Source organism: Pseudovibrio sp. W74 (assembly GCF_001623085.1).
Classification (GTDB): Bacteria; Pseudomonadota; Alphaproteobacteria; order Rhizobiales; family Stappiaceae; genus Pseudovibrio.
In genome coordinates this window covers 20,924-41,706 of the sequence record NZ_LMCJ01000055.1, presented here as the reverse complement: position 1 = coordinate 41,706, position 20,783 = coordinate 20,924, and the positions used below count along the sequence as shown (strand labels likewise).

Annotated in this window: 19 protein-coding genes; 8 read left to right on the top strand and 11 right to left on the bottom strand. The window is 49.9% G+C overall.

What is annotated here, in order from left to right; all coding sequences use genetic code 11:
* Nucleotides 1–132 precede the first annotated feature (132 nt).
* The 3 genes from PsW74_RS22860 (at nt 133) to PsW74_RS22850 (ending at nt 4,007) form a co-directional block, all read left to right on the top strand.
* Nucleotides 133–1,512 carry an MATE family efflux transporter gene (locus PsW74_RS22860; RefSeq protein WP_063290362.1) on the top strand — a complete coding sequence of 460 codons (1,380 nt, stop codon included), beginning with the start codon at nt 133–135 and terminating at the stop codon, nt 1,510–1,512.
* 201 nt (nt 1,513–1,713) lie between these two features.
* A complete protein-coding gene (locus PsW74_RS22855) occupies nt 1,714–2,193 on the top strand; it encodes a CesT family type III secretion system chaperone (RefSeq protein WP_063290363.1) in 480 nt (159 codons plus the stop codon).
* Nucleotides 2,190–4,007 carry a hypothetical protein gene (locus PsW74_RS22850; protein ID WP_063290364.1) on the top strand — a complete coding sequence of 606 codons (1,818 nt, stop codon included), beginning with the start codon at nt 2,190–2,192 and terminating at the stop codon, nt 4,005–4,007. The genes PsW74_RS22855 and PsW74_RS22850 overlap by 4 nt, the downstream gene beginning before the upstream one ends.
* A 47-nt stretch (nt 4,008–4,054) precedes the next feature.
* Here the strand turns inward: PsW74_RS22850 and PsW74_RS22845 are convergent, their stop codons facing one another.
* Nucleotides 4,055–4,945, bottom strand: a complete 891-nt coding sequence (locus PsW74_RS22845; RefSeq protein WP_063290365.1) for a DMT family transporter — start codon at nt 4,943–4,945, stop codon at nt 4,055–4,057.
* A gap of 82 nt (nt 4,946–5,027) precedes the next feature.
* Here PsW74_RS22845 and PsW74_RS22840 point away from each other — a divergent pair, with 82 nt between their 5' ends.
* The 4 genes from PsW74_RS22840 (at nt 5,028) to PsW74_RS22825 (ending at nt 8,690) form a co-directional block, all read left to right on the top strand.
* Entirely contained in the window at nt 5,028–5,369 is a 342-nt protein-coding gene (locus PsW74_RS22840) for a helix-turn-helix domain-containing protein (RefSeq protein WP_063290366.1), read from the top strand.
* Nucleotides 5,366–5,701 (top strand): hypothetical protein, encoded by a 336-nt coding sequence (locus tag PsW74_RS22835; protein WP_063290367.1) that lies wholly within the window; start codon nt 5,366–5,368, stop codon nt 5,699–5,701. Before PsW74_RS22840 ends, PsW74_RS22835 begins: the two co-directional genes overlap by 4 nt.
* A gap of 119 nt (nt 5,702–5,820) precedes the next feature.
* Entirely contained in the window at nt 5,821–7,251 is a 1,431-nt protein-coding gene (locus tag PsW74_RS22830) for an amino acid permease (RefSeq protein ID WP_063290368.1), read from the top strand.
* Entirely contained in the window at nt 7,251–8,690 is a 1,440-nt protein-coding gene (locus tag PsW74_RS22825; protein ID WP_063290369.1) for an APC family permease, read from the top strand. Before PsW74_RS22830 ends, PsW74_RS22825 begins: the two co-directional genes overlap by 1 nt.
* A gap of 63 nt (nt 8,691–8,753) precedes the next feature.
* Here the strand turns inward: PsW74_RS22825 and PsW74_RS22820 are convergent, their stop codons facing one another.
* The 3 genes from PsW74_RS22820 to PsW74_RS22810 form a co-directional block, all read right to left on the bottom strand.
* Nucleotides 8,754–9,431 carry a carbonic anhydrase gene (locus tag PsW74_RS22820; protein WP_063290370.1) on the bottom strand — a complete coding sequence of 226 codons (678 nt, stop codon included), beginning with the start codon at nt 9,429–9,431 and terminating at the stop codon, nt 8,754–8,756.
* A gap of 149 nt (nt 9,432–9,580) precedes the next feature.
* On the bottom strand, nt 9,581–9,964 hold the full coding sequence (locus PsW74_RS22815) for a RidA family protein (protein WP_063290371.1): 384 nt from the start codon (nt 9,962–9,964) through the stop codon (nt 9,581–9,583).
* 109 nt (nt 9,965–10,073) lie between these two features.
* Nucleotides 10,074–10,265 (bottom strand): hypothetical protein, encoded by a 192-nt coding sequence (locus PsW74_RS22810; protein ID WP_063290372.1) that lies wholly within the window; start codon nt 10,263–10,265, stop codon nt 10,074–10,076.
* A 532-nt stretch (nt 10,266–10,797) separates the two neighbouring features.
* On the opposite strand from PsW74_RS22810, the gene PsW74_RS22805 reads away from it, so the two are divergent.
* Nucleotides 10,798–11,880: a MaoC family dehydratase gene (locus tag PsW74_RS22805; protein ID WP_063290373.1), complete on the top strand. Its 1,083-nt coding sequence runs from the start codon at nt 10,798–10,800 to the stop codon at nt 11,878–11,880.
* 123 nt (nt 11,881–12,003) lie between these two features.
* Here PsW74_RS22805 and PsW74_RS22800 read toward each other — a convergent pair whose 3' ends face one another.
* The 7 genes from PsW74_RS22800 to PsW74_RS22770 all read right to left on the bottom strand — a co-directional run bounded on the left by PsW74_RS22800 (nt 12,004) and on the right by PsW74_RS22770 (nt 20,744).
* Nucleotides 12,004–12,444 (bottom strand): hypothetical protein, encoded by a 441-nt coding sequence (locus tag PsW74_RS22800; RefSeq protein WP_063290374.1) that lies wholly within the window; start codon nt 12,442–12,444, stop codon nt 12,004–12,006.
* Nucleotide 12,445: 1 nt separating this feature from the next.
* Complete coding sequence (locus PsW74_RS22795; RefSeq protein WP_153040965.1) at nt 12,446–12,994, bottom strand: hypothetical protein; 549 nt, start codon at nt 12,992–12,994, stop codon at nt 12,446–12,448.
* A 484-nt stretch (nt 12,995–13,478) separates the two neighbouring features.
* A complete protein-coding gene (locus tag PsW74_RS22790; protein WP_063290376.1) occupies nt 13,479–14,858 on the bottom strand; it encodes a methyl-accepting chemotaxis protein in 1,380 nt (459 codons plus the stop codon).
* A 348-nt stretch (nt 14,859–15,206) separates the two neighbouring features.
* Nucleotides 15,207–16,853 carry a U32 family peptidase C-terminal domain-containing protein gene (locus PsW74_RS22785; protein ID WP_057460812.1) on the bottom strand — a complete coding sequence of 549 codons (1,647 nt, stop codon included), beginning with the start codon at nt 16,851–16,853 and terminating at the stop codon, nt 15,207–15,209.
* A 331-nt stretch (nt 16,854–17,184) separates the two neighbouring features.
* Nucleotides 17,185–18,117: a LysR substrate-binding domain-containing protein gene (locus tag PsW74_RS22780; protein WP_063290377.1), complete on the bottom strand. Its 933-nt coding sequence runs from the start codon at nt 18,115–18,117 to the stop codon at nt 17,185–17,187.
* 346 nt (nt 18,118–18,463) lie between these two features.
* Nucleotides 18,464–19,648, bottom strand: coding sequence for a citrate synthase family protein (locus PsW74_RS22775; protein WP_063290378.1), 1,185 nt, complete (start codon nt 19,646–19,648; stop codon nt 18,464–18,466).
* A gap of 82 nt (nt 19,649–19,730) precedes the next feature.
* Nucleotides 19,731–20,744, bottom strand: coding sequence for a DctP family TRAP transporter solute-binding subunit (locus PsW74_RS22770; RefSeq protein ID WP_063290379.1), 1,014 nt, complete (start codon nt 20,742–20,744; stop codon nt 19,731–19,733).
* Nucleotides 20,745–20,783: the final 39 nt, after the last annotated feature.

Sequence of the window (20,783 nt, the reverse complement as noted above, 5' to 3'; positions counted from 1 at the left end):
GGACACCCGCCGCTCGCAAGCATACCGCTCTGGTGAAGCTCCATATTTTCTGCATCAAACCGCATAATTTCAGCGGTTTACTGGCAACGCGAGCTCCAGCATTTTCCCGCTTCTGAACTGAAAGCAGTTTTGATGTCTGACGTTTCTTCTTCCAAACCGGACAATATTTTTCTGTCCGGCTCCATACCTATTCTCTTTGCAAAAACCGCAATCCCCCTCAGCCTTGTCATGATGGTCAACGGCTTGCACACGGTCGTCGACGCCTATTTTCTGGGAACCTATGTGGGTACACAGGCCCTGACTGGCGTCACACTCATGTTCCCTCTCTTCATGATTCTGGTTTCCCTGTTCACGCTCGTGTCCAACGGTTTCGCCAGCATCTATGCAAGGGCCTTTGGCGCCAATAACCACCGCATCGCAAAGAAGATCATCGACAGCGCGATCGCCCTCGCACTGATCGTCTGCGGCAGCCTTATCGTGAGTTTTCTGGTCGCAGGATTTCAGCTCGCTCTGTTCCTGACCAACGGCTCCGACGAACTAGCCCGTATTGGCTATCAATACATGGCGATCCTCATTCTGGGTTCACCGCTGGGGTTCGTCCTATCCATCAACATCGACCGGCTCCGTTGTGAGGGACTACTGCCCCTCATGACAGTCATCACCCTGAGTTCTGCATTCCTGAACATCTTCTTTGATTGGCTCTATGTGGTTCAATTCGGCTGGGGCGTGGCCGGCTCTGCTTATGGAACATTGACTGCACAGTTGATTTCCCTAGTTGCGCTGGTCGTCTACTACACATCCAAACGCGGGAAACTTTCCTTCCTGAACTGGCGACCAGTGAGCTTCCAATGGAAGTCCCTCATCGCTCTTGGTGTCCCCCAAAGCCTTGGCTATACGGGTGTTTCTCTGGCTGCAGCCGTCACGCTGTTTGCAATTCAGCTTTGGGCCGGAAGCAACTATGAAGTCACCGCTGGAGCCTATGGCATCATCACCAGAATGATGACCTTCACGTTCCTCCCTCTGCTGGGTCTCAGCATGGCGCTGCAATCCATCTCAGGAAACAACTACGGCGCCCAAAAGCACGACAGAACCGCGCAAACCCTAAAGATCGCAATCATAATCTCGCTCATCTATTGCGGTGGAGTTCAGGCAATCTACTTCCTGTTCAGCTCCCAACTGGGCGCGATCTTTGTCGATGATGCAGCCACAATTGCAGACGTCGAACGCATCATACCGATCGTGTCTATGATGTTCTTCCTCTCTGGTCCGTTGATGATGGTGGGCACGTTCTTTCAGGCGATCGGCGATGCCGCCCGCGCAGGCATTCTGATGCTGGCCAAAACCTACCTGTTCGCAGTCCCGCTTACCCTCATCCTGCCCTATGCAATGGGAGAAGCCGGTATTTGGTACGCCAGTGTGTTCTCAGAAGTTCTGCTGCTGGGCCTCACCTTTGTCGTCGTGCTGGCTCATAAACGAGCTGCGACTCCAGCCACAGTTCTCGCGAACACATAACCACCACCCCCTCGCACACTCTTCACGGTATGCGAGGGGCACAAGTTTGTTTGCAACCTGTACCAAACAAGACAGCAGCCTCTCCTCACCCACGCTAAATCTAGTCTCATGGATGCATCCACTTGCAACAGACCAACCGTCTTTATTGCAAGAAACAGCATCAACGGCATACACGTTCTATGGTGAGGCGCGCGAGACTGCATGACTGATTTGGTAAACGCACTGCTGATCGAACTCGGCAACAGAATTGGCTTTGACAACTTCTCCCTGAACGAAGACCTCCAGATTTTCCTCGGTCTTGATCAGGACCTCGCCATGAGCATCGTCTGGCGAGATGAAAGCCAGACCCTCCTTTTCAATGCAGTTGTCAGCAAGCGCGACACCAACAACCCGCAAGTCCTTCAGGCTTTGATGCAGGCCAATTGCGTGTTTGCAGACAGTCATGCCATGGCGTTTAACATCAGCCCAAAAGCAAGCTGCATAAATCTCTCCATGGTGGTGACGATCTCCGACAGATCCTCCTTTGCCCTCCACAACAAGCTGGACATGTTCATCCGCACAGCTGCCTCCTGGCACGAGCGCCTCAAGAACCCGGAAGGCCTCAGCCCAAATTGGGATAACCCAAACCACACCAACCCTTGTCAGGCCGATAATTTCGCAGATTTTGGAGCAAGAGTATGAGCACCATTGAACTCTCCAGTTTTGTAGCTGCAGCCCAATTCGACAACGGTCTGGACAAACTGCACACCACGCAAGAGACCGTTACACAACGCACTTCTCATACATCGGTTGGCGGAAAAGTACTCTCCTGGGCCAAGCTCCATATCACTGGAGATGGCCAGAAATCTGCAGATCAGACCCGTTTTCAGGAAGCATTAAAAACAGAATTCGGCAAAGACGTCGGTGAAGCCGCTTACAAGGCTTTCGCGCCAGGTGATGGGAAAGCCCACAGCTTGACCAAAGCACAGGTACTGGACACAGTTGAGTTAGCACTCACAACTCAGGAAAATAAAGCCGAAGAGCTCAATGTAACTACACAAGCGGCTATCCTCACAAGCATCACCAATACGCATGGAGCAGAGGTCGCAGCCAATGTCACCAAATTGCTGGAAGGCTCAAGCGAGTTTGCAAATGTCGGAACCGATCCTGAGCAAATAAAAGCAATTGTCTCACAGATTGCAGAGGATGTTGCGAAGAATCTGGAAGTAATAGACGCCAGCATCACTCAGCACATCGAGAAACTGGGCGACCGTGAACACCTGGCAGCAGCCGCTTCAGAGGCTGGCATCCAGATCGACTGGGACAATGTCTCCCCTGAGCAGATCACAAAACTGCAGGAAAACGTTCAAGGCAAACTAGAAAATCAATCCAGACCAGACAAATCAAACTCTTCTATTCGCAGCAGCTTGAAGGATGAACACATTCAACAGGCCGTAAACAACCAGCTGCGCGCCATCGAAGCGCTTCAATCAGCAAGCGCAGGCGGCACTTTGCTTGTAAGCGTCTTCTCAGAGTTGGGCCTGCCTGCAGAGAAGGTGAGCGCAGCGGCATTTGGTGAAATCGCAACCGTATTGAATGGCGTCTTCAACACGGTTTCCGGTCCTGAAGGCACGAACGACATTACAGATCAAATCGATGATATTCTTCAGAAAAGCATCATCAACAGCGCTGTTCAGGACGTGTTGAAATCGACACTGAGAGAAGCAGCCCAAACAGATGAGTTCAGCTCCCAGATTGCCCCGTTTATTCCTGAAGGAACCCCAAAAGAAATAAAAGCCGCGCAGAAATGGTTGCCTGATCTGGCTGCCAAAGAAATTGTACGCTCAATAAAAGACGACAATGACTTTCAGGAGCAAGGCGGAATCGTCAATGCAGCAAAGGCTGAGCTCGGCAAGCAGATAGAGACAGCTCAAAGCACCAATGAAATCATCAAGGGCTTTGTAGAACACCTGACGGCTGATGAAATCAATGCAGAGCTGCTGACCGAGTTCATAGCAAAGCACTCCAACAACGCGGATGGTTTGGGCGGTGACGACAACAAGTTCGCCGCAGAGCGCCACTTCACGAAGATTTTTAAGGAGCATCCGGAGATCCAGCAACAGCTGAACGACGCTTTCCACTCCGAGAAACTTAAGGAAAATTCGCAAATTGTGAGTGAGGCTATCGAGCTCATCACGAAAAAGGTCGAGGATCAACTGGTCAACCGTCTTCAGCAGGCAGGCAAACACCCGACAGAAGCTTATGCAACCGCTTCAGTGATCTCATCCACACTGAAAGGCCCATTCGTTCAGTTGTTTGCACCTTTACTGGACTCGCTAGATTCCCCTGATGAAAACACAGTCTCCGAAGGCGAATTCCTTGAGCAAAAGCAGGCCGTAACAGATGCCTTTTTCTTCCCGAGTGATCCGTCGGAAGACGCAGCTGAAATTGCAAACGGTCTTGTAAAGAGCTTCCATAATCTCTTTGAGAAGCACAATCTTCAGCTCGACTTCTGATCTAGCAAAGCGTGCCAGCAAATATCCAACTGCTGGCACCAGTCCTGTTACAGCAAAATCACTGCTGTTCCGCCAAGCGAAAGCAGAGCACCACCCCAGGCCAGAGGTCTTGGCATGTTTCCTGTTCGCATCCAGAGCAATGGCAGAATAAAGACAGGCGACAGAGAGCCAAGAATGCTGGCAACTGCTGCATCATAATGAGCGTAGGCATAAAGCAGCAGCGAAACAGATATGCCATATCCAATAAACCCGGGCAGCACGACGCGAAACAACAACATCCAGCTCATCTCAGTTGAAGCCTGAACAGCAGAAACAGGCATCAATCCAACCAGCGCCACAATAAACGCAGCGCCGGTAACCCGCACAGCTGAAGCTGCCAGAGGCTCGGTCCCAGCAACAAGCAATGGTTTCAGGACAAGCATTCCAATCCCTTGCGAAGCAGCTGCAACAAGCGCCAGCAACACAATCACAACCAACCCGCCACTGCGGCGAGTAGCTTCTGTTTCCTGATCAGAACTTCCAAACAAAATCGCCAGGCAAATGCCGAACAGAGCGATTGCGATGCCAACAATTTCGGTAAAGCTCAGCTCCTCACCAAGAAACGCGAAGGCAAGCACAGCAACGATCGGCGTTTTGAGAGAGAGCAACAACTCTGTTTGCCGCGGCCCAGCTCGGCGCAAACACGCCATCAAAGCCAGGTTTCCAATAATCACGCTGACAACAACGCTCACCACGAAGGAAGGCCATTGGCTCCAATCAACTGTTTGCCAGTACCCCAACACAGAGCAAAGCACACACAGGATAGCGCCGGATGTTAGCAGTTGAATGCGCGTAAATTCAAAAACGCCAACACGTTGTAGCGGTCGGTGGGCCAACATTGATCCACATGCCCACCCTAATGATGCCGCCAGAGCAGACGACACCGCGAAAACAACCATAGCAAAACTCTCCAAACATGCTACAATATCTGTAGCAATACATCGCTATAACAAACCTAGCAAAAAGGAAAGCCCTATATCTGTGAAAATACCTAAGGCAGGAACCCCGGTTCGTGGCTCAAAATCCGGTAAGCCAATCATGGTTCTCTTTGATTTGCTTGGCAGACGATGGGCTCTTGGCATCATCTGGAACCTTTCAACCGGCCCGCAAACCTTCCGCGCCCTCCAGTCCAACTGCGACTCTGTTTCACCGACTGTGCTCAATACGCGCTTGAAAGAACTACGAGAATGCGGGATCGTCATAAATGGAGAAAGCGGCTACGAACTGACAGCAGAAGGCGAAGACCTGTTCACCTACCTGCAACCCTTAGGCCACTGGTCTCAAACATGGTCCCATGCAGCTATACTGAAAGATGACCAATGAAATTCAACCATATCGGCATTCCAACCAAGGGATACTTCGAGGAAGAGATTCCGCTGCCTCACCTGCACATGACCGTCAGCGATCACAAAAACAATCCCTTCGGCATCCAGTGGCAGCGCTATGACGAAGGTGCGCCCTATCCTGAGATCGTGAAGACAGTGGCACATGTGGCCTTTGAAGTTGACGATTTGGAAGAGGCGCTGAAAGACCAGAAGGTTATCATAGAACCCAACTCCCCCATCCTCGGACTAACCGTGGCCTTTATCGAGGTAAATGGAGCACCTGTTGAGCTGATGGAAATTGATCGCACCATCTGCAAGGAAGACATCTAGCCCAGCGCTCACACCTAACAGCAACTTAATGCCACCAAAGCGCTTCCCACCTGCACTCTCAGTCTTTTTTCAGGCCCTCAATTTAAAGTTTAGAGCATCAAAGACTATGCCGGTGGCCCATGCAGCAGGAAAAACCGCCCAGCGCTGAACACAAAATCGCATTCATCCCTTTGGTGCTGATCACCACAGCACTGTTTATGACCCTGCGAAACATGCCAATGATGGCAGAGACCGGTATGCAAATGGTCCTGCTCAACGCCATCACCGTGTTTGCTTTCCTCATTCCAACAGCATTGATCTCAGCAGAACTTGCAACAGGTTGGCCGCAAAATGGTGTGTTCCATTGGGTCGAAGCTGCTTTCGGCACGCCCGTCGGCTTCGTGGCAGTGTTTCTGCAATGGATACAGTCCATCTTCGGCGTCACATCAATCGTCGCCTATGCCACAGCCACACTCACATATGCCTTTGATCCGGAGTTGGGCTCAAATCGCTACTACATCACCTTCTCGGTGCTCGCCCTCTATTGGGCTGCAACACTAATCAATTTCAGAGGAACAGAAACTTCAGAGAAGATCTCAGGTTACGCTGTCTCCATCGGCGTCTTCTTTCCCTCAGCCCTGCTGATCCTTTTTGGCATCTACTATCTGTTTGTTGGCAAAACCATTGCACTCGACACCTCAGCAACACTCTCAAACTGGGTTCCATCACTCTCCGACACCACCAGCCTCGTCTTCTTCATGAGCTTCGTGTTCGGCTTTGTCGGCATAGAAGTTTCTGCATGCCATGCAAACGAAGTAGAAAACCCGCAAAAGAACTATCCGCGTGCAATTTTCACAGCAGCGATCGCAGGCTTTGTCATCACCCTTGCGGGTGGGCTTGCCGTCTCACTTATCCTCGAAAAAGGCAATATCTCCAACATCAACGGCGCCCTTCAGGCTTTCTCCGCTTATCTGAATGCCTACGGCCTTTCCATTCTAACACCCTTTATCGCACTGCTGGTCGCAGTCGGGGCAGCCGGTCAGGTCAGCACCTGGATTGTTGGTCCGGTAAAAGGCATGTGGGCAGCCAGCAGAAAGGGACTGCTGCCAGCACATTTCGCTAAAGCCAACAAAAACAACGTCCCCACAGCACTTCTGATCCTGCAGGCATCTCTCATTTCATTCATTGCTCTAAGCTTCATTCTCTTCGAGAACGTCAATCTGGTGTTCCTCGTCCTCACCTCAACAGCTGTACTGCTTTACTCATTGATGTACCTGCTGATGTTCGTAGCAGCCATTCGCCTGCGTTACACTCATCCGCATATCCCGCGCCCTTACAGAGTGCCCGGCGGCAATTGGGGCATCTGGCTGCTCGGTATCATCGGCATGTTGACTGCCATAAGCTGCTTTGCGATCGGCTTCATTCCCCCACCATCCCTGCCATTCTCAATAAAGAGCTTTGAAGGCCTCATGGTTGTGGCTGTTATTCTCGCCCTGCTGGTTCCACTCAGCATATGGTTCCTGCGCCGCAAGAAAATCTCGCACGCCTCGAAAAGTAGAGGACAAGAGTGATGGCCAAAACACCACGCAATCAGCCAAAGCACCACATAACCCTTTGGCACTTGGTGTTTATGACCACAGCGCTCTTCATGACCATGCTGAATATGCCGCTCATGGCACAAACCGGCATGAAGATCCTGTTCTTCAACACAGCAGTGATCCTCTGCTACATCCTGCCAGTCGCCCTCATTTCAGCAGAATTGGCAACAGGTTGGCCCAAGCATGGTGTCTACACCTGGGTGCAGGAAGCCTTCGGCGCCCCATTCGGGTTCATGGCAATCTTCCTGCAGTGGTTTCAGGCCATTTTCGCCATGGTCGCAACCGTTGCCTACACCACCGCAGCCCTCGCATTTGTGTTTGACCGTCCACTTGATGAAAACCCATGGCTCATGTTCACGGGTGTCATCATCATCTACTGGGGCGCAACCTTCGCAAACTTCAAAGGTACTCGCATCACAAAACGTATTGCTGGCATTTGCCTGCTGGCGGGAACCATCTTTCCATCCCTCACCATGATCACACTGGGCCTGCTCTTCGTGACTGGACCAGCACAACCCGCCATTGATATCAGCCTCACCACAGCCAATATCATCCCATCCCTCTCTCAAACCTCAACCTTGTTCCTCTTCCTCAGTTTCCTCTTTGGTTTTATTGGAATGGAAGTTTCAGCAGGCCACGCGACAGAAGTTCAGAACGTTCGGCGCACCTACCCAATCGCAATCCTCATCGCAGCATTCATCGGCTTTTCCATTTCTCTTCTGGGTGGTTTGACCATTGCTATGATCATCCCGGTAACAGAGATCTCGAACACCCTTGGCGTCCTGCAAACCTTCACAATACTGCTGGATCACTATGGTGTGCCAAACATCTTACCCATTGCGGCCATGTTCATCGCTGTTGGCGCAGCCGGACAAGTCAGCACTTGGATTGCAGGACCCGTGAAAAGTCTCGCAGTCGCCGGACGCGATGGCATGCTTCCCAAATTCCTACATAGCTCAAACACCCACGATATGCCTGTACCACTCATGTTGGTGCAGGCTACCATCGCCACACTCATAGCAACCGCTTTCCTACTTCACGTGAAGACCAACGAAGTGTTTTTGTACCTCACCTCAACAGCCGTCCTGCTTTACTCCGTCATGTATTTGCTGCTCTACAGCACTGCAATCCGGCTCCGATACAAATACCCCAATGTTCCGCGGACCTATAAGGTCCCGTTCGGCAACTGGGGCATCTGGGTGTTGGGCAGTATCGGCTTCAGCATCTCACTCATTGCCTTCATGATCGGCTTCCGACCTCCCGACGAACCCGACTTTCCGGCAACAACTTACCTGGCAATCATCATCCCCGGCGTGTTCCTCACACTCAGTATTCCGTTCATTCTCTGGAAGGTACGCCGCCCTAACTGGAAAGCCAGTAAACAAACAAAAAAGCCGCGCCCTACACCATAGAACGCGACCCTCCAAAACTCTATCAAACCAACACTCAGATTGGCTCTCTTACCCTACAAAGGCTTAGTCCTCTGTTTCCTGCTCTTTCAAACGCGCGCGCAGATCCTGTGCGTCTTCAAAGATTTCGGTTTCCTTATTCATAACCCGCAAAGAACCCGAGCCAATATCAAACCACGCACCGTGAATGTCCAGGTTCCCCTGTGTGACAAGCTTTTCAATAAACGGGAACGTCATCAGATTCTTCAGGCTCTGACGAATACCAGCATATTCCAGCGCAAGTTGCGGATCTTCATGTTTATCGACAGGAGTACAAGCCAGCGTGATCGCAGCTGGTTCCAACATCTTGATCCACGGTCCAACAAACTGACCAGTCTTACTGAGTTTGCCATTACTTTCGCGGAAAGCCTGAACACCACCACACTTGCAATGGCCCAGCACAACAAGATGCTTCACCTTCAGGCCAGTCACTGCATACTCAAGCGCTGCACTGGTACCGTGCGTGCCACCGCCTTGGATAAATGGAGGCACCAGGTTTGCCACGTTACGAACTACAAAAAGTTCACCCGGCTGCGCATGGAAGATACCTTCAGGTGTAACCCGGCTATCACAGCAGGAAATCACCATCACTTCAGGTTCTTGGCCATAGATGGCGAGGTTTTGATATTCCTCTTCAAACTGGCGATAAATCCGCTCTTTATAAAGGCCGTATCCAGTCAGCAGTTCTTTCGGAAAATCAGTCATGCGTCGCCATCTCGTTAGTGTCGGTATTGTCTGCCTATATAGCTAAGGCAAACGATCTTTCAACTGGCGAAAAGACCAGAAACTTAAAAGTCTCTCAGCATATACGCCCACAATGTACCTTGCCAGTTTCTCGAAAGCCAAAAGCCAGATTAGCTCCTTCGAGCCATAACTTCTATTTCGACCTTCATCTCCTCCTTGATGAGAGCGCAAATAACCATGGTTGCAGCAGGACGGATTTCACCAAAATACTCACCAAGTACAGCAAAAACCGCCTCAACGTTACTCCGGTCAGTCACATAATAACGTGCACGAACCACATCCTCGAGTGAACATCCGGCTTCACTAAGCGCACTTTTGATTGTTTCCAACGCATTAACGGCCTGTGCGCCCACATCCTCTGGCATTTTCATCGTCGAATAATCATATCCGGTTGTGCCAGAAACATGGACTAAGTCGCCATCTACAACTGCGCGAGAATATCCAGCGGCCTTTTCAAAGGGTGATCCTGAAGAAATTAGGCTTCTCTCCGACATAACAACCTCCCTCGACTACAACTCAACACGCTGTGGCAGAACCACCAACAGCATTTATTGTTTGTAGGATACAACCGGGACAGCTCAGATCAATTGAGAAGTTGGCGCCTTATTCCTGACGACTTGATGAGAAAAAGCAGCTCAGCCCAAGTGCGGTCCATAAAGCGATACCAATCCAGTACATCAGCGGGTCTTCTGTCCGGTAGATGACATCATAAAGAAGCGTGTATCCCGCATAGAGATCCCACGCGACCCACGACAGCAAAACAACACCTACAATCCGCCAGAAAAAGCTCACCATGGGCGAAAACCTCCTACCACCCATAGTAACGGTTTGATCTTGAAGAAAAACCTACGGTTTTAGGGGGCCAAACAGTGAACAACTCAGCACACTCATTCAAAGTGAATCAGTCGAGATTTGCTAACATTTTTACTGATTCGCTTGCACAATCCTACAATTTCAACGTCAGGATGTAGCTTTAGCTAAAAACAGGACACAATTACCTAATCATAATCTACATTTAATTTGCTCATTCCTACTGATTCTGAGATATAAAGGGTCTCAAACGGACAGAAAGCTTGCTTGTTTCTCTCGAGTATTTTTGTCGATCATCTGGAGCACGGATTGCGGAAACCACCACATTATCCGTCAACCTATTGAATTTGTTCAATTAAACAAGTCAATTGGACAACCAAGGAAAATACAAAGGCACGAGAAAAAAGATCAAAAGCGACACATACTATGCGAAGTGTCAACCTTCTAAGGTGTTGCTTGATAACTAAAAATACTTCTTATTCAATGCCTGCCGTGTTGTTGTTGGGGGACTACATACATGACGTTAACTGCGGTTAAGACAAAAACGTCTTGCGGTAACTTTTTTGAAGATTTTCACGTGGGCCAGGTCATAAGACATGGAACACCAAAGACAATAAACGAAGGAGATACAGCTCTTTATACTGCATTATACGGATCTCGATTTGCGGTACAGTCGGGAACTGCTTTTGCAGAAAACATTGGATACCCATATTACCCGTTGGACGACCTGCTAGTCTTCCACGTGGTCTTCGGTAAAACAGTGGGAGATATCTCACTGAACGCCGTCGCAAACCTGGGGTATTCCGACTGCCGTTTCCTGATGCCTGTCTATGCCGGAGATACAGTCTCCGCCACGTCAGAAGTCATCGGGCTGAAAGAAAATTCAAACGGCAAAACCGGTGTTGTTTACGTGCGCTCTACTGGCTATCGCCACAAAGAGCCAGAGAACCCTGAAAAGGTTCTGGAATACACCCGCTGGGTCATGGTGAAAAAGCGCGATGAAGATGCGTCTGCACCAGAAACCACCCTGCCGGATCTGCCAGACGGAATTTCCGAGGACTGCCTGGGGCAAGCCGTTCCAGAGCTTTCAATCGATAATTGGGACTTTGACCTGTCCGGTTCACCATTCCGCTTCGATGACTACGAAGTGGGTGAAAAGATCGACCATGTCGACGGTATGACCGTGGAAGAAGCTGAACACCAGCTCGCAACACGTCTTTACCAGAACACAGCGAAAGTCCACTTCAATCATCATAGCGAGAAAAACAGCCGCTTTGGCAAACGCCTGATCTACGGTGGCCATGTCATCTCGCTTGCGCGTGCTTTGTCTTTCAACGGACTAGGCAATGCTTTTCATATCACAGGCATCAATGCAGGACGACACGTTGCACCGCTCTTCGCGGGTGACACCGTTTATGCATGGTCTGAGGTTCTGGATAAAAAACGGATTGAAGGAAGAAGCGATATCGCAGCACTACGCCTGCGCCTCGTTGCAACAAAAGATCTTATTTGCGGAGATTTCCCATACAAGAATGAAGACGGGAAATACCAAGACGGCGTGATCCTTGATCTGGATTACTGGGTCGTCATTCCGGTTTGATCTTCATCGTATCCTTGAGAAGCCAAAACCTCTCAATAACGGATAGGGCCAAACGACAAAAATAAAACAACACAAAAAGAAAGCCCGGCGCATCACCTGCCCGGGCTTTTCTGACTAATCCTACTATCCCAGTTCCTGAGCAGGAAGCTTCAACTCTTGCTCTAGAACTTTAAAGTAATCAGTATAAGCAGCCTCTGAATCTACCGGTTCATTATTGTAGGATGCGTTCGCACGCACCAACATCTCACCATCCATCCTCGGAATGACACTCACCGTCATTCGCAATTGGTATCCATCCAATTTCATCCCACTTACAGTCCCCAGTTCCTTATCGGCGTTGCCAATAACAAACCCCATGTCCTGCATAGTTATCATAACCGATTGGATTGTATTCTCTTTATCCTTGGTTTTGAAAGTTCTGGACTGAACCTGTCGCAGTCCGCTCTGTTCTTCGACTGCAATGTCAAACACGTTGTCTTTTGAAGACGTTTGGCAGCCAGTAACACCAAATGTCAAAACCAGAACAGCAACGCTCACAAGGGCTTTAGATCGATCTAGCATCATATTAACCTCCTGTGACATCCCAAGGGATGGATGCGCCTAGTGTCTCGTAAAACTGGCTGTAAAGTTTCTCATCTTTAATTGTTTCTGCTTTGGAAATTTCACCCCTTTGGTCCAACACAATACGCTGGACACTGATCCGCAGGTCAGTCGCATTTTCCTCACTGCCAGCGGTGATAGAAGCGCGTACAAACTGCTCATCATCATACTTAAAACTGTTTGCCCCTGCTATCGGTCCAGCAAGTAATGTCGTCAATGCAGCACCAACAACGGCTAAAGCAACTTGCTCACCTTCTGTCGCATCACGTTGCTTCGAGCCAACAACAAGCCCTAACTCTGGATCTGTTTTGTCAATGGAAAAGCCCATATCCTGAAGAGCCGCGGCCCCAGCCAGAAGCACTTCTTTTTTCTTTGGTGTGGCGATGGTTCTGGACTGAGCCACTTTCATGGCTTTGTGCTGCTCTGTCACTTGCAAAACATCATCAGGCATTTGCGCGCAAGCGCCTGTCAGCAGTAAAGTACAGCCAGTTAATATATGAAATCCTGATTTCATGTGTGATCCCAAATCAGCACGAAACTTCGCTAGATTGAGATACACACCTCATTATTTTAGTATCTACTAAAAGAGATTAGCTGAATATGACGTAGCATTTCCACGTCCAAAAATAGAATTCAGAATTCATTCATTCATTCATTCAGCAATTGCTGCAGACGAGATAAGAAACACGATTTCACTGACTATCAATACACAGAGTGCATTTAAATTGAAGCATAACACATATTTCCGAACATTCACGCTCGAGAAAAAATAACGTTAAAAATCAGCATCTTACAATGTTATCGCATTCTTCCCTGAACACGAGTGGTGATTTAAGTTACTTTTTTTGATCCTGAGTTCATCGAAGCAAACACAAATAGAAATCACTGTAGCATTTGTCTGACACCACAGTGATTTTCATTATGTCAGTTAGCTCAACTCAGCAACGAAGGCAGTCACATTACGCAATCGCACTCGTTTCTGGATTGACCGGCGCCAATCACCGCTCGGTCAACAACTCGTCCAGATAGCGCAGTACCTCAGCAGAAGCGTCTTCCATGCGTTTGTAAGCAGCGTCTGCGCCTGCATGATCTGCTATTCCCAGCAGGCGTGCGCATTCCTTGCCTTGTTCGTGAACTTCAGCATGAACAGGCAACAGTTTCTTAAACGCCAGACTATCGCGAACGCGAGCATCATCTACCTTGTCATACCACTTACCAAGACGGCACTGATGATGATCCGAAAGCTCACTCACCTGCAAATGACTGAGGCCAACTGACATTTCGGCAAGGTGCTTCTTCCAGATTATGTGATCAGCCTTAGCACGATGCAGAATAAAGTTCGGTACGCCGCGCTTATCAAATTCAGTAAACTGCTCTTCCACAATGGATTCAGACTGAGCAACCGTTTGGATCACATGTTCAATCCGCTCATTCACATCGCGTGCATGCCCTGCAATGGCATGGACACCGCGATTGATTTCGCTGGTTGCCTCTTCCTGCTGCGTCAGCTGGTGTGCAATTTCACGCATCTGCGTACTCGCAACTCCTACATCGCGCATCACTTCGGAAATCAAACTCTCGGCATTCTGTGAATTATCAATACTCTTGCCAACCAGAGACTGTGCATCGCTCACAGCTGAGTTCACATCGTTCACGTGAGCCTGCAAGGTCTCAATCCGGCAACGAATATCATCGGTTGCCTGCTGTGTTTGACCGGATAGATCCTTCACCTCGGAAGCCACGACAGCAAAGCCCTTGCCCGCCTCGCCAGCACGCGCGGCTTCAATCGTCGCATTCAGTGCCAACAGATTTGTTTGCTTGGCCAGTCCTTCAATCGTACCAACAAAGGTCCCAATCTGAACAGCGGCAGCGGTCAACTCATTTGCAGCAGCAGTCATACTTTCAAAGAACCGACCAATATGCTGGCTGGCATCTGCAGATTCTCGAGTTGCTGTTTCTCCCTGCTGCATGGCCTCATTTGCAGATTCCACCGCATCCGCAGCTCCTTGAGCGCTGGAGGCAATCTCAGAGAAGGAAACGTTCAGCTCTTCAACACCAGTCGCAATTGTCTGCGCACCTTCATCCGTTTTGCGGATATGCCATGTGATTTGGGAGATCGCGGCCATCGATTCACTGGCTTGCAGGGAGTACTCTACCGTTTGACCAAGGGTACGCTCGTCTTGATCATCAAGCTTCTGCTTCAGCGATTCAAAGCGCTCATAAAGATCTACAGGAACTCCTTCCACTTCGGGAAGTGGACGATCTTCCATCAAAGCCGACAGAAGTGCATCAATTCCTTCACGATTGATGTCGCCCACATCTGCTTGATGTGATCCCTCAGCCTTAGGTGCGCTCTTCAACATTCCGGACCAGTTCATCTTGAATTACCTTCCAAACTGCACATTCAGTGCAGATAATTCCCTAGCCGCCAATCTCTCACCACCACAACCCAGCCAAGTCACGAGAGACTGAGCAAGTAAGATCAGCGTATTTACGTACCCCACAACAGGTCATTCAAGACAACAAGCGCAACTATCCCAACGTCAAACTCATGAGCTTGAAAGACTCATGCTTAAAACATACATAAATTATTACTAATAATAGCTTATTCGCTTAATAAGCATGGTTTTAGCTTTGAGATTCAATGGGTTCTCATAAGGGTCAGACAAAATAAAAGCCCCGACCTTTCGGGCCGGGGCTTCAAATACATCAATCTAACTAAGCTATCAGCTCACTTCGTGCTTCAACGCATTCCGCGCCAACATCACACCCTGCTTTTTGGTCTTCAGGATCTCGCGAGCTTTCTCAAACTTCGGATCTTCCCAGAAGATCATGCAACCGTTACAGCCACGACCACAACAACCTTCCAAGCCAAGACGAGGAGACTTCGGTTTACGATCCTGACTGCCTTCAGCAATCGCATCAATCAATCGGTCGCGCTGGCTTTCATACTTGTTCTGCTGCGCATTCGTCGCTTCACCACGCGCTTCAATACGCTCTGCTGTCCGGTCCAGCTTCAGGCGACTCCACTGCTCAGGTGTCAACGGACGCTCTTTACGCACCACAGTGTTCACCGGGAAGCGATCTTTAAAGTCAGCTGCATCGTCTTTGTCGAACAGCGAAAACGGGATACGCACCAGCGGCTGCTTGCCAGCGTGCACTTCCTCTGTAATCTCACCAGACTTAGCGTTTTCAAACTCATAGATGCGCAGCAAGACGCTGTCGTCGGACAGAGGTTGCAGAAACTCCAGCACTTCCCCGGCAACAATCTTGTTCTTCACTTTCATGTAGAACGCTTCGTCAGTCACCTTCTCAACAATGCCGGCAAACTCCCACTCACCGATAGAGTGTGTGTCCTCATAATTGTGGGCGTAGTTGTTCAAACGACCTTCATGGAACGCAGTTGTGTAGCCACGGTTGGCAACACTGTACATCTCATCCATGTACTTTTGCGGGTTCCAGTTCTCAGGATCACGGTAGTAATCATCAATCGCCATGCGGTAAGCGCGTGCAACAACCGCCACGTAGTACATGGACTTGCCACGGCCTTCGATCTTCAGCGAATCCACACCGATGCGCAGGAAGTCATTCAGCTTCGGCATCAGGCACAGGTCTTTGGAGTTCAGAATATAAGAACCACGACCATCTTCCAGAATTGGCATCAACTCGCCGGGGCGGCATCCCTCTTCCAGCAAGAACTCAAACATGTCCATGTTGTCTTCATTCAGCTCAAGCTCGTTGATCGTGCCGTCTTTCATGCGCATACGCACTTTGTAGTTCCAACGACAGGAGTTTGCGCAGTTCCCCTGGTTCGCGCCACGCTCTGCCATAAAGTTGGAAAGCAGGCAGCGGCCGGAATAGGTCATGCACATCGCGCCATGAACAAATGCTTCCAGACGAATGTCCGGGCACTTCTCACGGATTTCAGAAAGCTCAGGAAACGACACTTCGCGGGCCAGCACAACCAGATCCGCGCCCTGCTCTTTCCAGAAATCAACGGAAAGCCAGGAGCAAACGTTCGCCTGCGTGGAAATATGCAGCGGCACGTTCGGCAGCTCTTTGCGCATAAACTGGAACACACCCGGATCAGCAATGATCAAACCATCCGGATTAATATCGCGAATAGTCTCGGCATATTCCTTCAGCTTTGGAACGTCCTTATTATGAGAAAACAGGTTCAGCGTCAGATAAACACGCTTGCCATGCTTATGCGCAAATTCAATCCCCTCAACAACCTGCTCAAGCGTAAACTCTGCCTTCGTACGCAAGGACATATCCGGCGTACCAAGGTAGATCGCATCTGCTCCATAAAGCACAGCAATCTTTAGCTTCTGAAGGTTGCCCGCAGGCATCAGGAGTTCTGAAGTTCTCATAGTGGCGACCAAATTCTCTGGTGTTTTCTAAAGCTCTGTTGTCGAGCTATTGACCAGCGCCTCGGCAGTGTCTTTGGGAAACAGCAAAAGGGCGCGTATTTAGGGGTGCTTCTAAGGGATTTCATCAAGGATGAACAGAACAATTTTGTCTCACCCAGTTTGATGGGCTCCTGCAATTCCATCGCTCAGCAACACACCACTCCAACAAATCCGAATAACTACGCTTACAAAGAAATGGGCGGATACCGAAGTACCCACCCAAATCATAAGAACACTCATGTAAGCTGACGGTTAATTGCCCCCGCCGTCAGCTGCAAACAGCAAGGCTCGTTTAATCGACGAGCGCTGCAACTGGTTCGTAAGTTTCTTCATCTACAAAATCGTAGCGCAACTGATTTTCAAACCAATCACGGAAGCTGCGAATTTTTGGCTCAGCTCCACGCTTCTCACGCCACATCAGTTTATGTTCACGACCGTCCCGCTGATATTCAGGGAAGATCGGCACAAGACGTCCGGCGGTCTCAGCTTCGGCACTTAAAAGATTGGACTCAAGAACAATGCCGAACCCCTTTTCGGCAGCGTCAAGAGAAAGCGCTGCATTCTCAAACACCATCATCTCATTGACGATCGGGTTTGGAACACCAGCTTCAGACAGCCATGTCTCCCAGGAAACCGTGGCACCTTCACTGCGAATAATCGGCAGTTTCAGCAGCTCATTCGGCTTCTTAGGGTAGCCAAGATTATCCAGCAGTTCAGGTGAAATCAGCGGGCGAAACTTCTCGCGCCCTAAGGAGATTTCCTGAAACTCTTCTGGAGTATTGGACTGACGTGTGAAGACAAGGTCATACAGCCCGCCTTCAATATTCTGATCAGAGCCACTGCTGGAAACAGTCACGGTGATCTCTGAGTTATGCGCAGTAAACGAACGAAGACGGCGCAGCAACCAATTGCTGGCGAAGCTTGAAGAACAATGGATACTCAAAGTATCCCTGTTCCCGACGGCTTCGATAGTGCGCGTCGCAGTTGAGATTCTGTCAAATGCCTCGGCAATCTCCGAGGCATATCGATAGGCCGCTGCAGTCGGGAAAACCGCTCTGGAACGGCGCTCAAACAGCTCCAGTCCCAGGTGATCCTCCAGCGCTTTGAGCCGGTGACTGACCGCACTAGCGGTAATTGCTAGCTTTTGGGCCGCCGAAACCAAACTCCCAGTTTCCATAACTGCACGAAACGCGACCAAAGCATTCAAAGGGGGCAAACGATTCATGAAATGCCTTATTCTTGATAGAGTGAGAGATACAACCAATATTCCGATTAATGATGTAGACGTAACATAGCGCCTCCCCAATTTGAACACCCTCAAATCAACTAGGTCACGTCAAAAGTTATGTAAAAGAGCACATTTCCACAATAGATAACACCACACACGAACTACTCAATTATTGATAATCTATGAAATACTTCATGATATTTAGTATATATAATCGATATAAAATTCATTACAGAGAAAGAACATAACAATATCAATTTTACGCTAGGAGATCATAGAATAGGGTCGGGATACACGCCTAGGTTAAAGATCAAAAAAATTAACTATTCAACTGACGCCTGCTTTAGGTCGGACGAATACCAACATATGCAGCACGCGGACGTATTTGTTCTTGCATTTGATATTGTTCGAGCGCCTGAGCGATCCAGCCGCTAATTCTTGAAATACAAAACAAAATTCCGGCAGAATTTTTTGGTAAGCCCAAAATCTGCTCCAAAAGTGCTAGTGGAAAATCCACATTCATGTGCTTTCCGAAAAGCTCCCGAGATCTTTCCAGTAATGGTGGAATCAGTGCAACAAGCGGGTGATCCAGCTCACTTTGCATGAGTTTGCCTAATAGAAATTCGCCCCTTGGATCAGGCCCGCCGTATACGGAATGCCCAAGTCCCGGCAGATATTCTCCGTTCATACATCGCTCTTGCAACACGTTCTCTATATCGTCAGCTACATGAATATGCTTCAGCCAACTCAGCACGCGCTCTGCGTTTGTTCCATGTCTGGGGCCCATAAACGCTCCAAGCCCCGAAACAAGAACAGCATGCAGCGGAGCCCGAGTCGAAGCCGCACATCTCACCGCATATGCGCTGGTATTAAGCTCATGGTCAGCACACAAAACAAGCGTCGCACGGATCAGATCGATAGCCTTTTCATTCTTCACGCCCCAGGCTTGAGCAATCTGTCGGTGCATCGGGTCAGTGCTCGGTGCTTGCATCAGTAGCGCACTGGCTGCAAGGCGAATGAGGCACGCCCCTTTTCGCTTGAGCAGCTCCTGAGACAGCGTGTAGGCCGCGCTGTCTTGTTCCGGCCAGGAACAGAGCGCCACAATCGCCCGCTCAGCGGGTCTCTGGTGCCCGCTCATCACCTCAACGGCATGAGGCGCAGGCTGGGCAAACGGATCATTCTCACAATCCCACAGCAGCGTGGCGACACTTTCAAGCGTACCAGCCTTTGCAAGTTCCAGTGCAGACTGACCGCGGTAGTAATGCCCCTCATCTGTCAAAAGCGTCAGCTTGGTCTCAAGCACGCCCGTTGCAGCAGCACTCCGGGACTGCCCATCCCGTTCCTCAGAGCCTTCTCCAGCCCGTCGACTTCGCAGGAAGCGGATATCTGAAGCATCATAGAGCCGCGTCCTTCCCGGCCCTTGAACCGAGCGAACCAACCCACGGCTCACATAGGCATACAACGTGGCCGGCCGCACCCCCAACTCATTGGCAGCTTCTTTAGCGGAAAGATAAATAACTTCAGACATGGCGCACCTATTACATGATCAACGTTGATCATACGAATAAGGCAGGCACACGCAATACTATAGATGTTCAATCAGAAGACTGTCAGTTGCCCTTGGTCGCATTTGAGGCTTCAGCAGCAGCAATCAGATCCTTGCCGATCTCATCTTCAAACTCCCCCCAAACAGGTCGCATCACATCCGCCCATTGCTGGCGCTGTTCTGGCGTCAACTCACGCACAGTATAACCAGCATCGACAATCCGTTGCCGGTTCTCGTCGCTCGTCTGCGCAGCTTGCGCATTGGCCTTGGCCAGCGTTTCTTGGAAGATCGTCAGAAACTGCTCCCGCACATCAGGCTTCAGGCTTTCCAACCACTCCTTAGGCGCAAACACAACATAAGCCAGCAATTGATGGTTGGTCTCAGTAATCCCGTCCTGAACCTCAAAGAACCGCGAGGTGAAGATGTTGGACCAGCTGTTTTCCTGACCATCAACAACCCCCAACTGCAAAGCCCCGTAGACCTCTTTGAACGCCAATTTCTGCGCACTCGCTCCCATCGCCTCAATCATCGCAACAGCCACATCAGAGTTCTGCACCCGAAACTTCAGCCCTGCCCCGTCAGAAGGTACGAGCAACGGCTTATCGGCAGAAAAGTGCTTTAACCCATCATAGAGATACCCAAGTCCCACAACCCCGAAATCAGACATGACATCAAGCAGTTCCTGCCCCTTCTCGCTGGCAGTAAAACGCTGTACTGCATCCATATCCTCAAACAGGAAAGGCAGATCAAAGAGTCGGAACTTGTTGGTGTAAACTTCCAGTTTTGAAAGAGAAGGCGCCGCCAGCTGCACATCACCCAGTATCAGGGCCTCCATCACCTTCTCATCATCATAAAGCTGGGAGAAGGGAAACACCTGCATGCAGGCCACACCGTTCATCTCGATGTTCACCCGCTCGGCCAGCATGCGCGCGAAATCCCCTTTGGGATGGCCTCTCGGCGGCACAACATGGCTAAACTTGATAACAACTTCGCCAGGCTTACAATCAATCTGGGCGAACGCAGGTGTGGCGAAAGCAACGCCCAAAGCAAGAGTTACAGCAGTGATCGCTCTCCTCATCAGCTCCTCACGGCAACATTATGGGACCTGCCTATTATC

What these genes read in the sequence shown, in the direction of transcription:
- PsW74_RS22860 (WP_063290362.1), top strand. Translation starts at nt 133, where the DNA reads ATGTCTGACGTTTCTTCTTCCAAACCGGACAATATTTTTCTGTCCGGC.
- PsW74_RS22855 (WP_063290363.1), top strand. Translation starts at nt 1,714, where the DNA reads ATGACTGATTTGGTAAACGCACTGCTGATCGAACTCGGCAACAGAATT.
- PsW74_RS22850 (WP_063290364.1), top strand. Translation starts at nt 2,190, where the DNA reads ATGAGCACCATTGAACTCTCCAGTTTTGTAGCTGCAGCCCAATTCGAC.
- PsW74_RS22845 (WP_063290365.1), bottom strand. Translation starts at nt 4,945, where the DNA reads ATGGTTGTTTTCGCGGTGTCGTCTGCTCTGGCGGCATCATTAGGGTGG.
- PsW74_RS22835 (WP_063290367.1), top strand. Translation starts at nt 5,366, where the DNA reads ATGAAATTCAACCATATCGGCATTCCAACCAAGGGATACTTCGAGGAA.
- PsW74_RS22830 (WP_063290368.1), top strand. Translation starts at nt 5,821, where the DNA reads ATGCAGCAGGAAAAACCGCCCAGCGCTGAACACAAAATCGCATTCATC.
- PsW74_RS22825 (WP_063290369.1), top strand. Translation starts at nt 7,251, where the DNA reads ATGGCCAAAACACCACGCAATCAGCCAAAGCACCACATAACCCTTTGG.
- PsW74_RS22820 (WP_063290370.1), bottom strand. Translation starts at nt 9,431, where the DNA reads ATGACTGATTTTCCGAAAGAACTGCTGACTGGATACGGCCTTTATAAA.
- PsW74_RS22815 (WP_063290371.1), bottom strand. Translation starts at nt 9,964, where the DNA reads ATGTCGGAGAGAAGCCTAATTTCTTCAGGATCACCCTTTGAAAAGGCC.
- PsW74_RS22810 (WP_063290372.1), bottom strand. Translation starts at nt 10,265, where the DNA reads ATGGTGAGCTTTTTCTGGCGGATTGTAGGTGTTGTTTTGCTGTCGTGG.
- PsW74_RS22805 (WP_063290373.1), top strand. Translation starts at nt 10,798, where the DNA reads ATGACGTTAACTGCGGTTAAGACAAAAACGTCTTGCGGTAACTTTTTT.
- PsW74_RS22800 (WP_063290374.1), bottom strand. Translation starts at nt 12,444, where the DNA reads ATGATGCTAGATCGATCTAAAGCCCTTGTGAGCGTTGCTGTTCTGGTT.
- PsW74_RS22795 (WP_153040965.1), bottom strand. Translation starts at nt 12,994, where the DNA reads ATGAAATCAGGATTTCATATATTAACTGGCTGTACTTTACTGCTGACA.
- PsW74_RS22790 (WP_063290376.1), bottom strand. Translation starts at nt 14,858, where the DNA reads ATGAACTGGTCCGGAATGTTGAAGAGCGCACCTAAGGCTGAGGGATCA.
- PsW74_RS22785 (WP_057460812.1), bottom strand. Translation starts at nt 16,853, where the DNA reads ATGAGAACTTCAGAACTCCTGATGCCTGCGGGCAACCTTCAGAAGCTA.
- PsW74_RS22780 (WP_063290377.1), bottom strand. Translation starts at nt 18,117, where the DNA reads ATGAATCGTTTGCCCCCTTTGAATGCTTTGGTCGCGTTTCGTGCAGTT.
- PsW74_RS22775 (WP_063290378.1), bottom strand. Translation starts at nt 19,648, where the DNA reads ATGTCTGAAGTTATTTATCTTTCCGCTAAAGAAGCTGCCAATGAGTTG.
- PsW74_RS22770 (WP_063290379.1), bottom strand. Translation starts at nt 20,744, where the DNA reads ATGAGGAGAGCGATCACTGCTGTAACTCTTGCTTTGGGCGTTGCTTTC.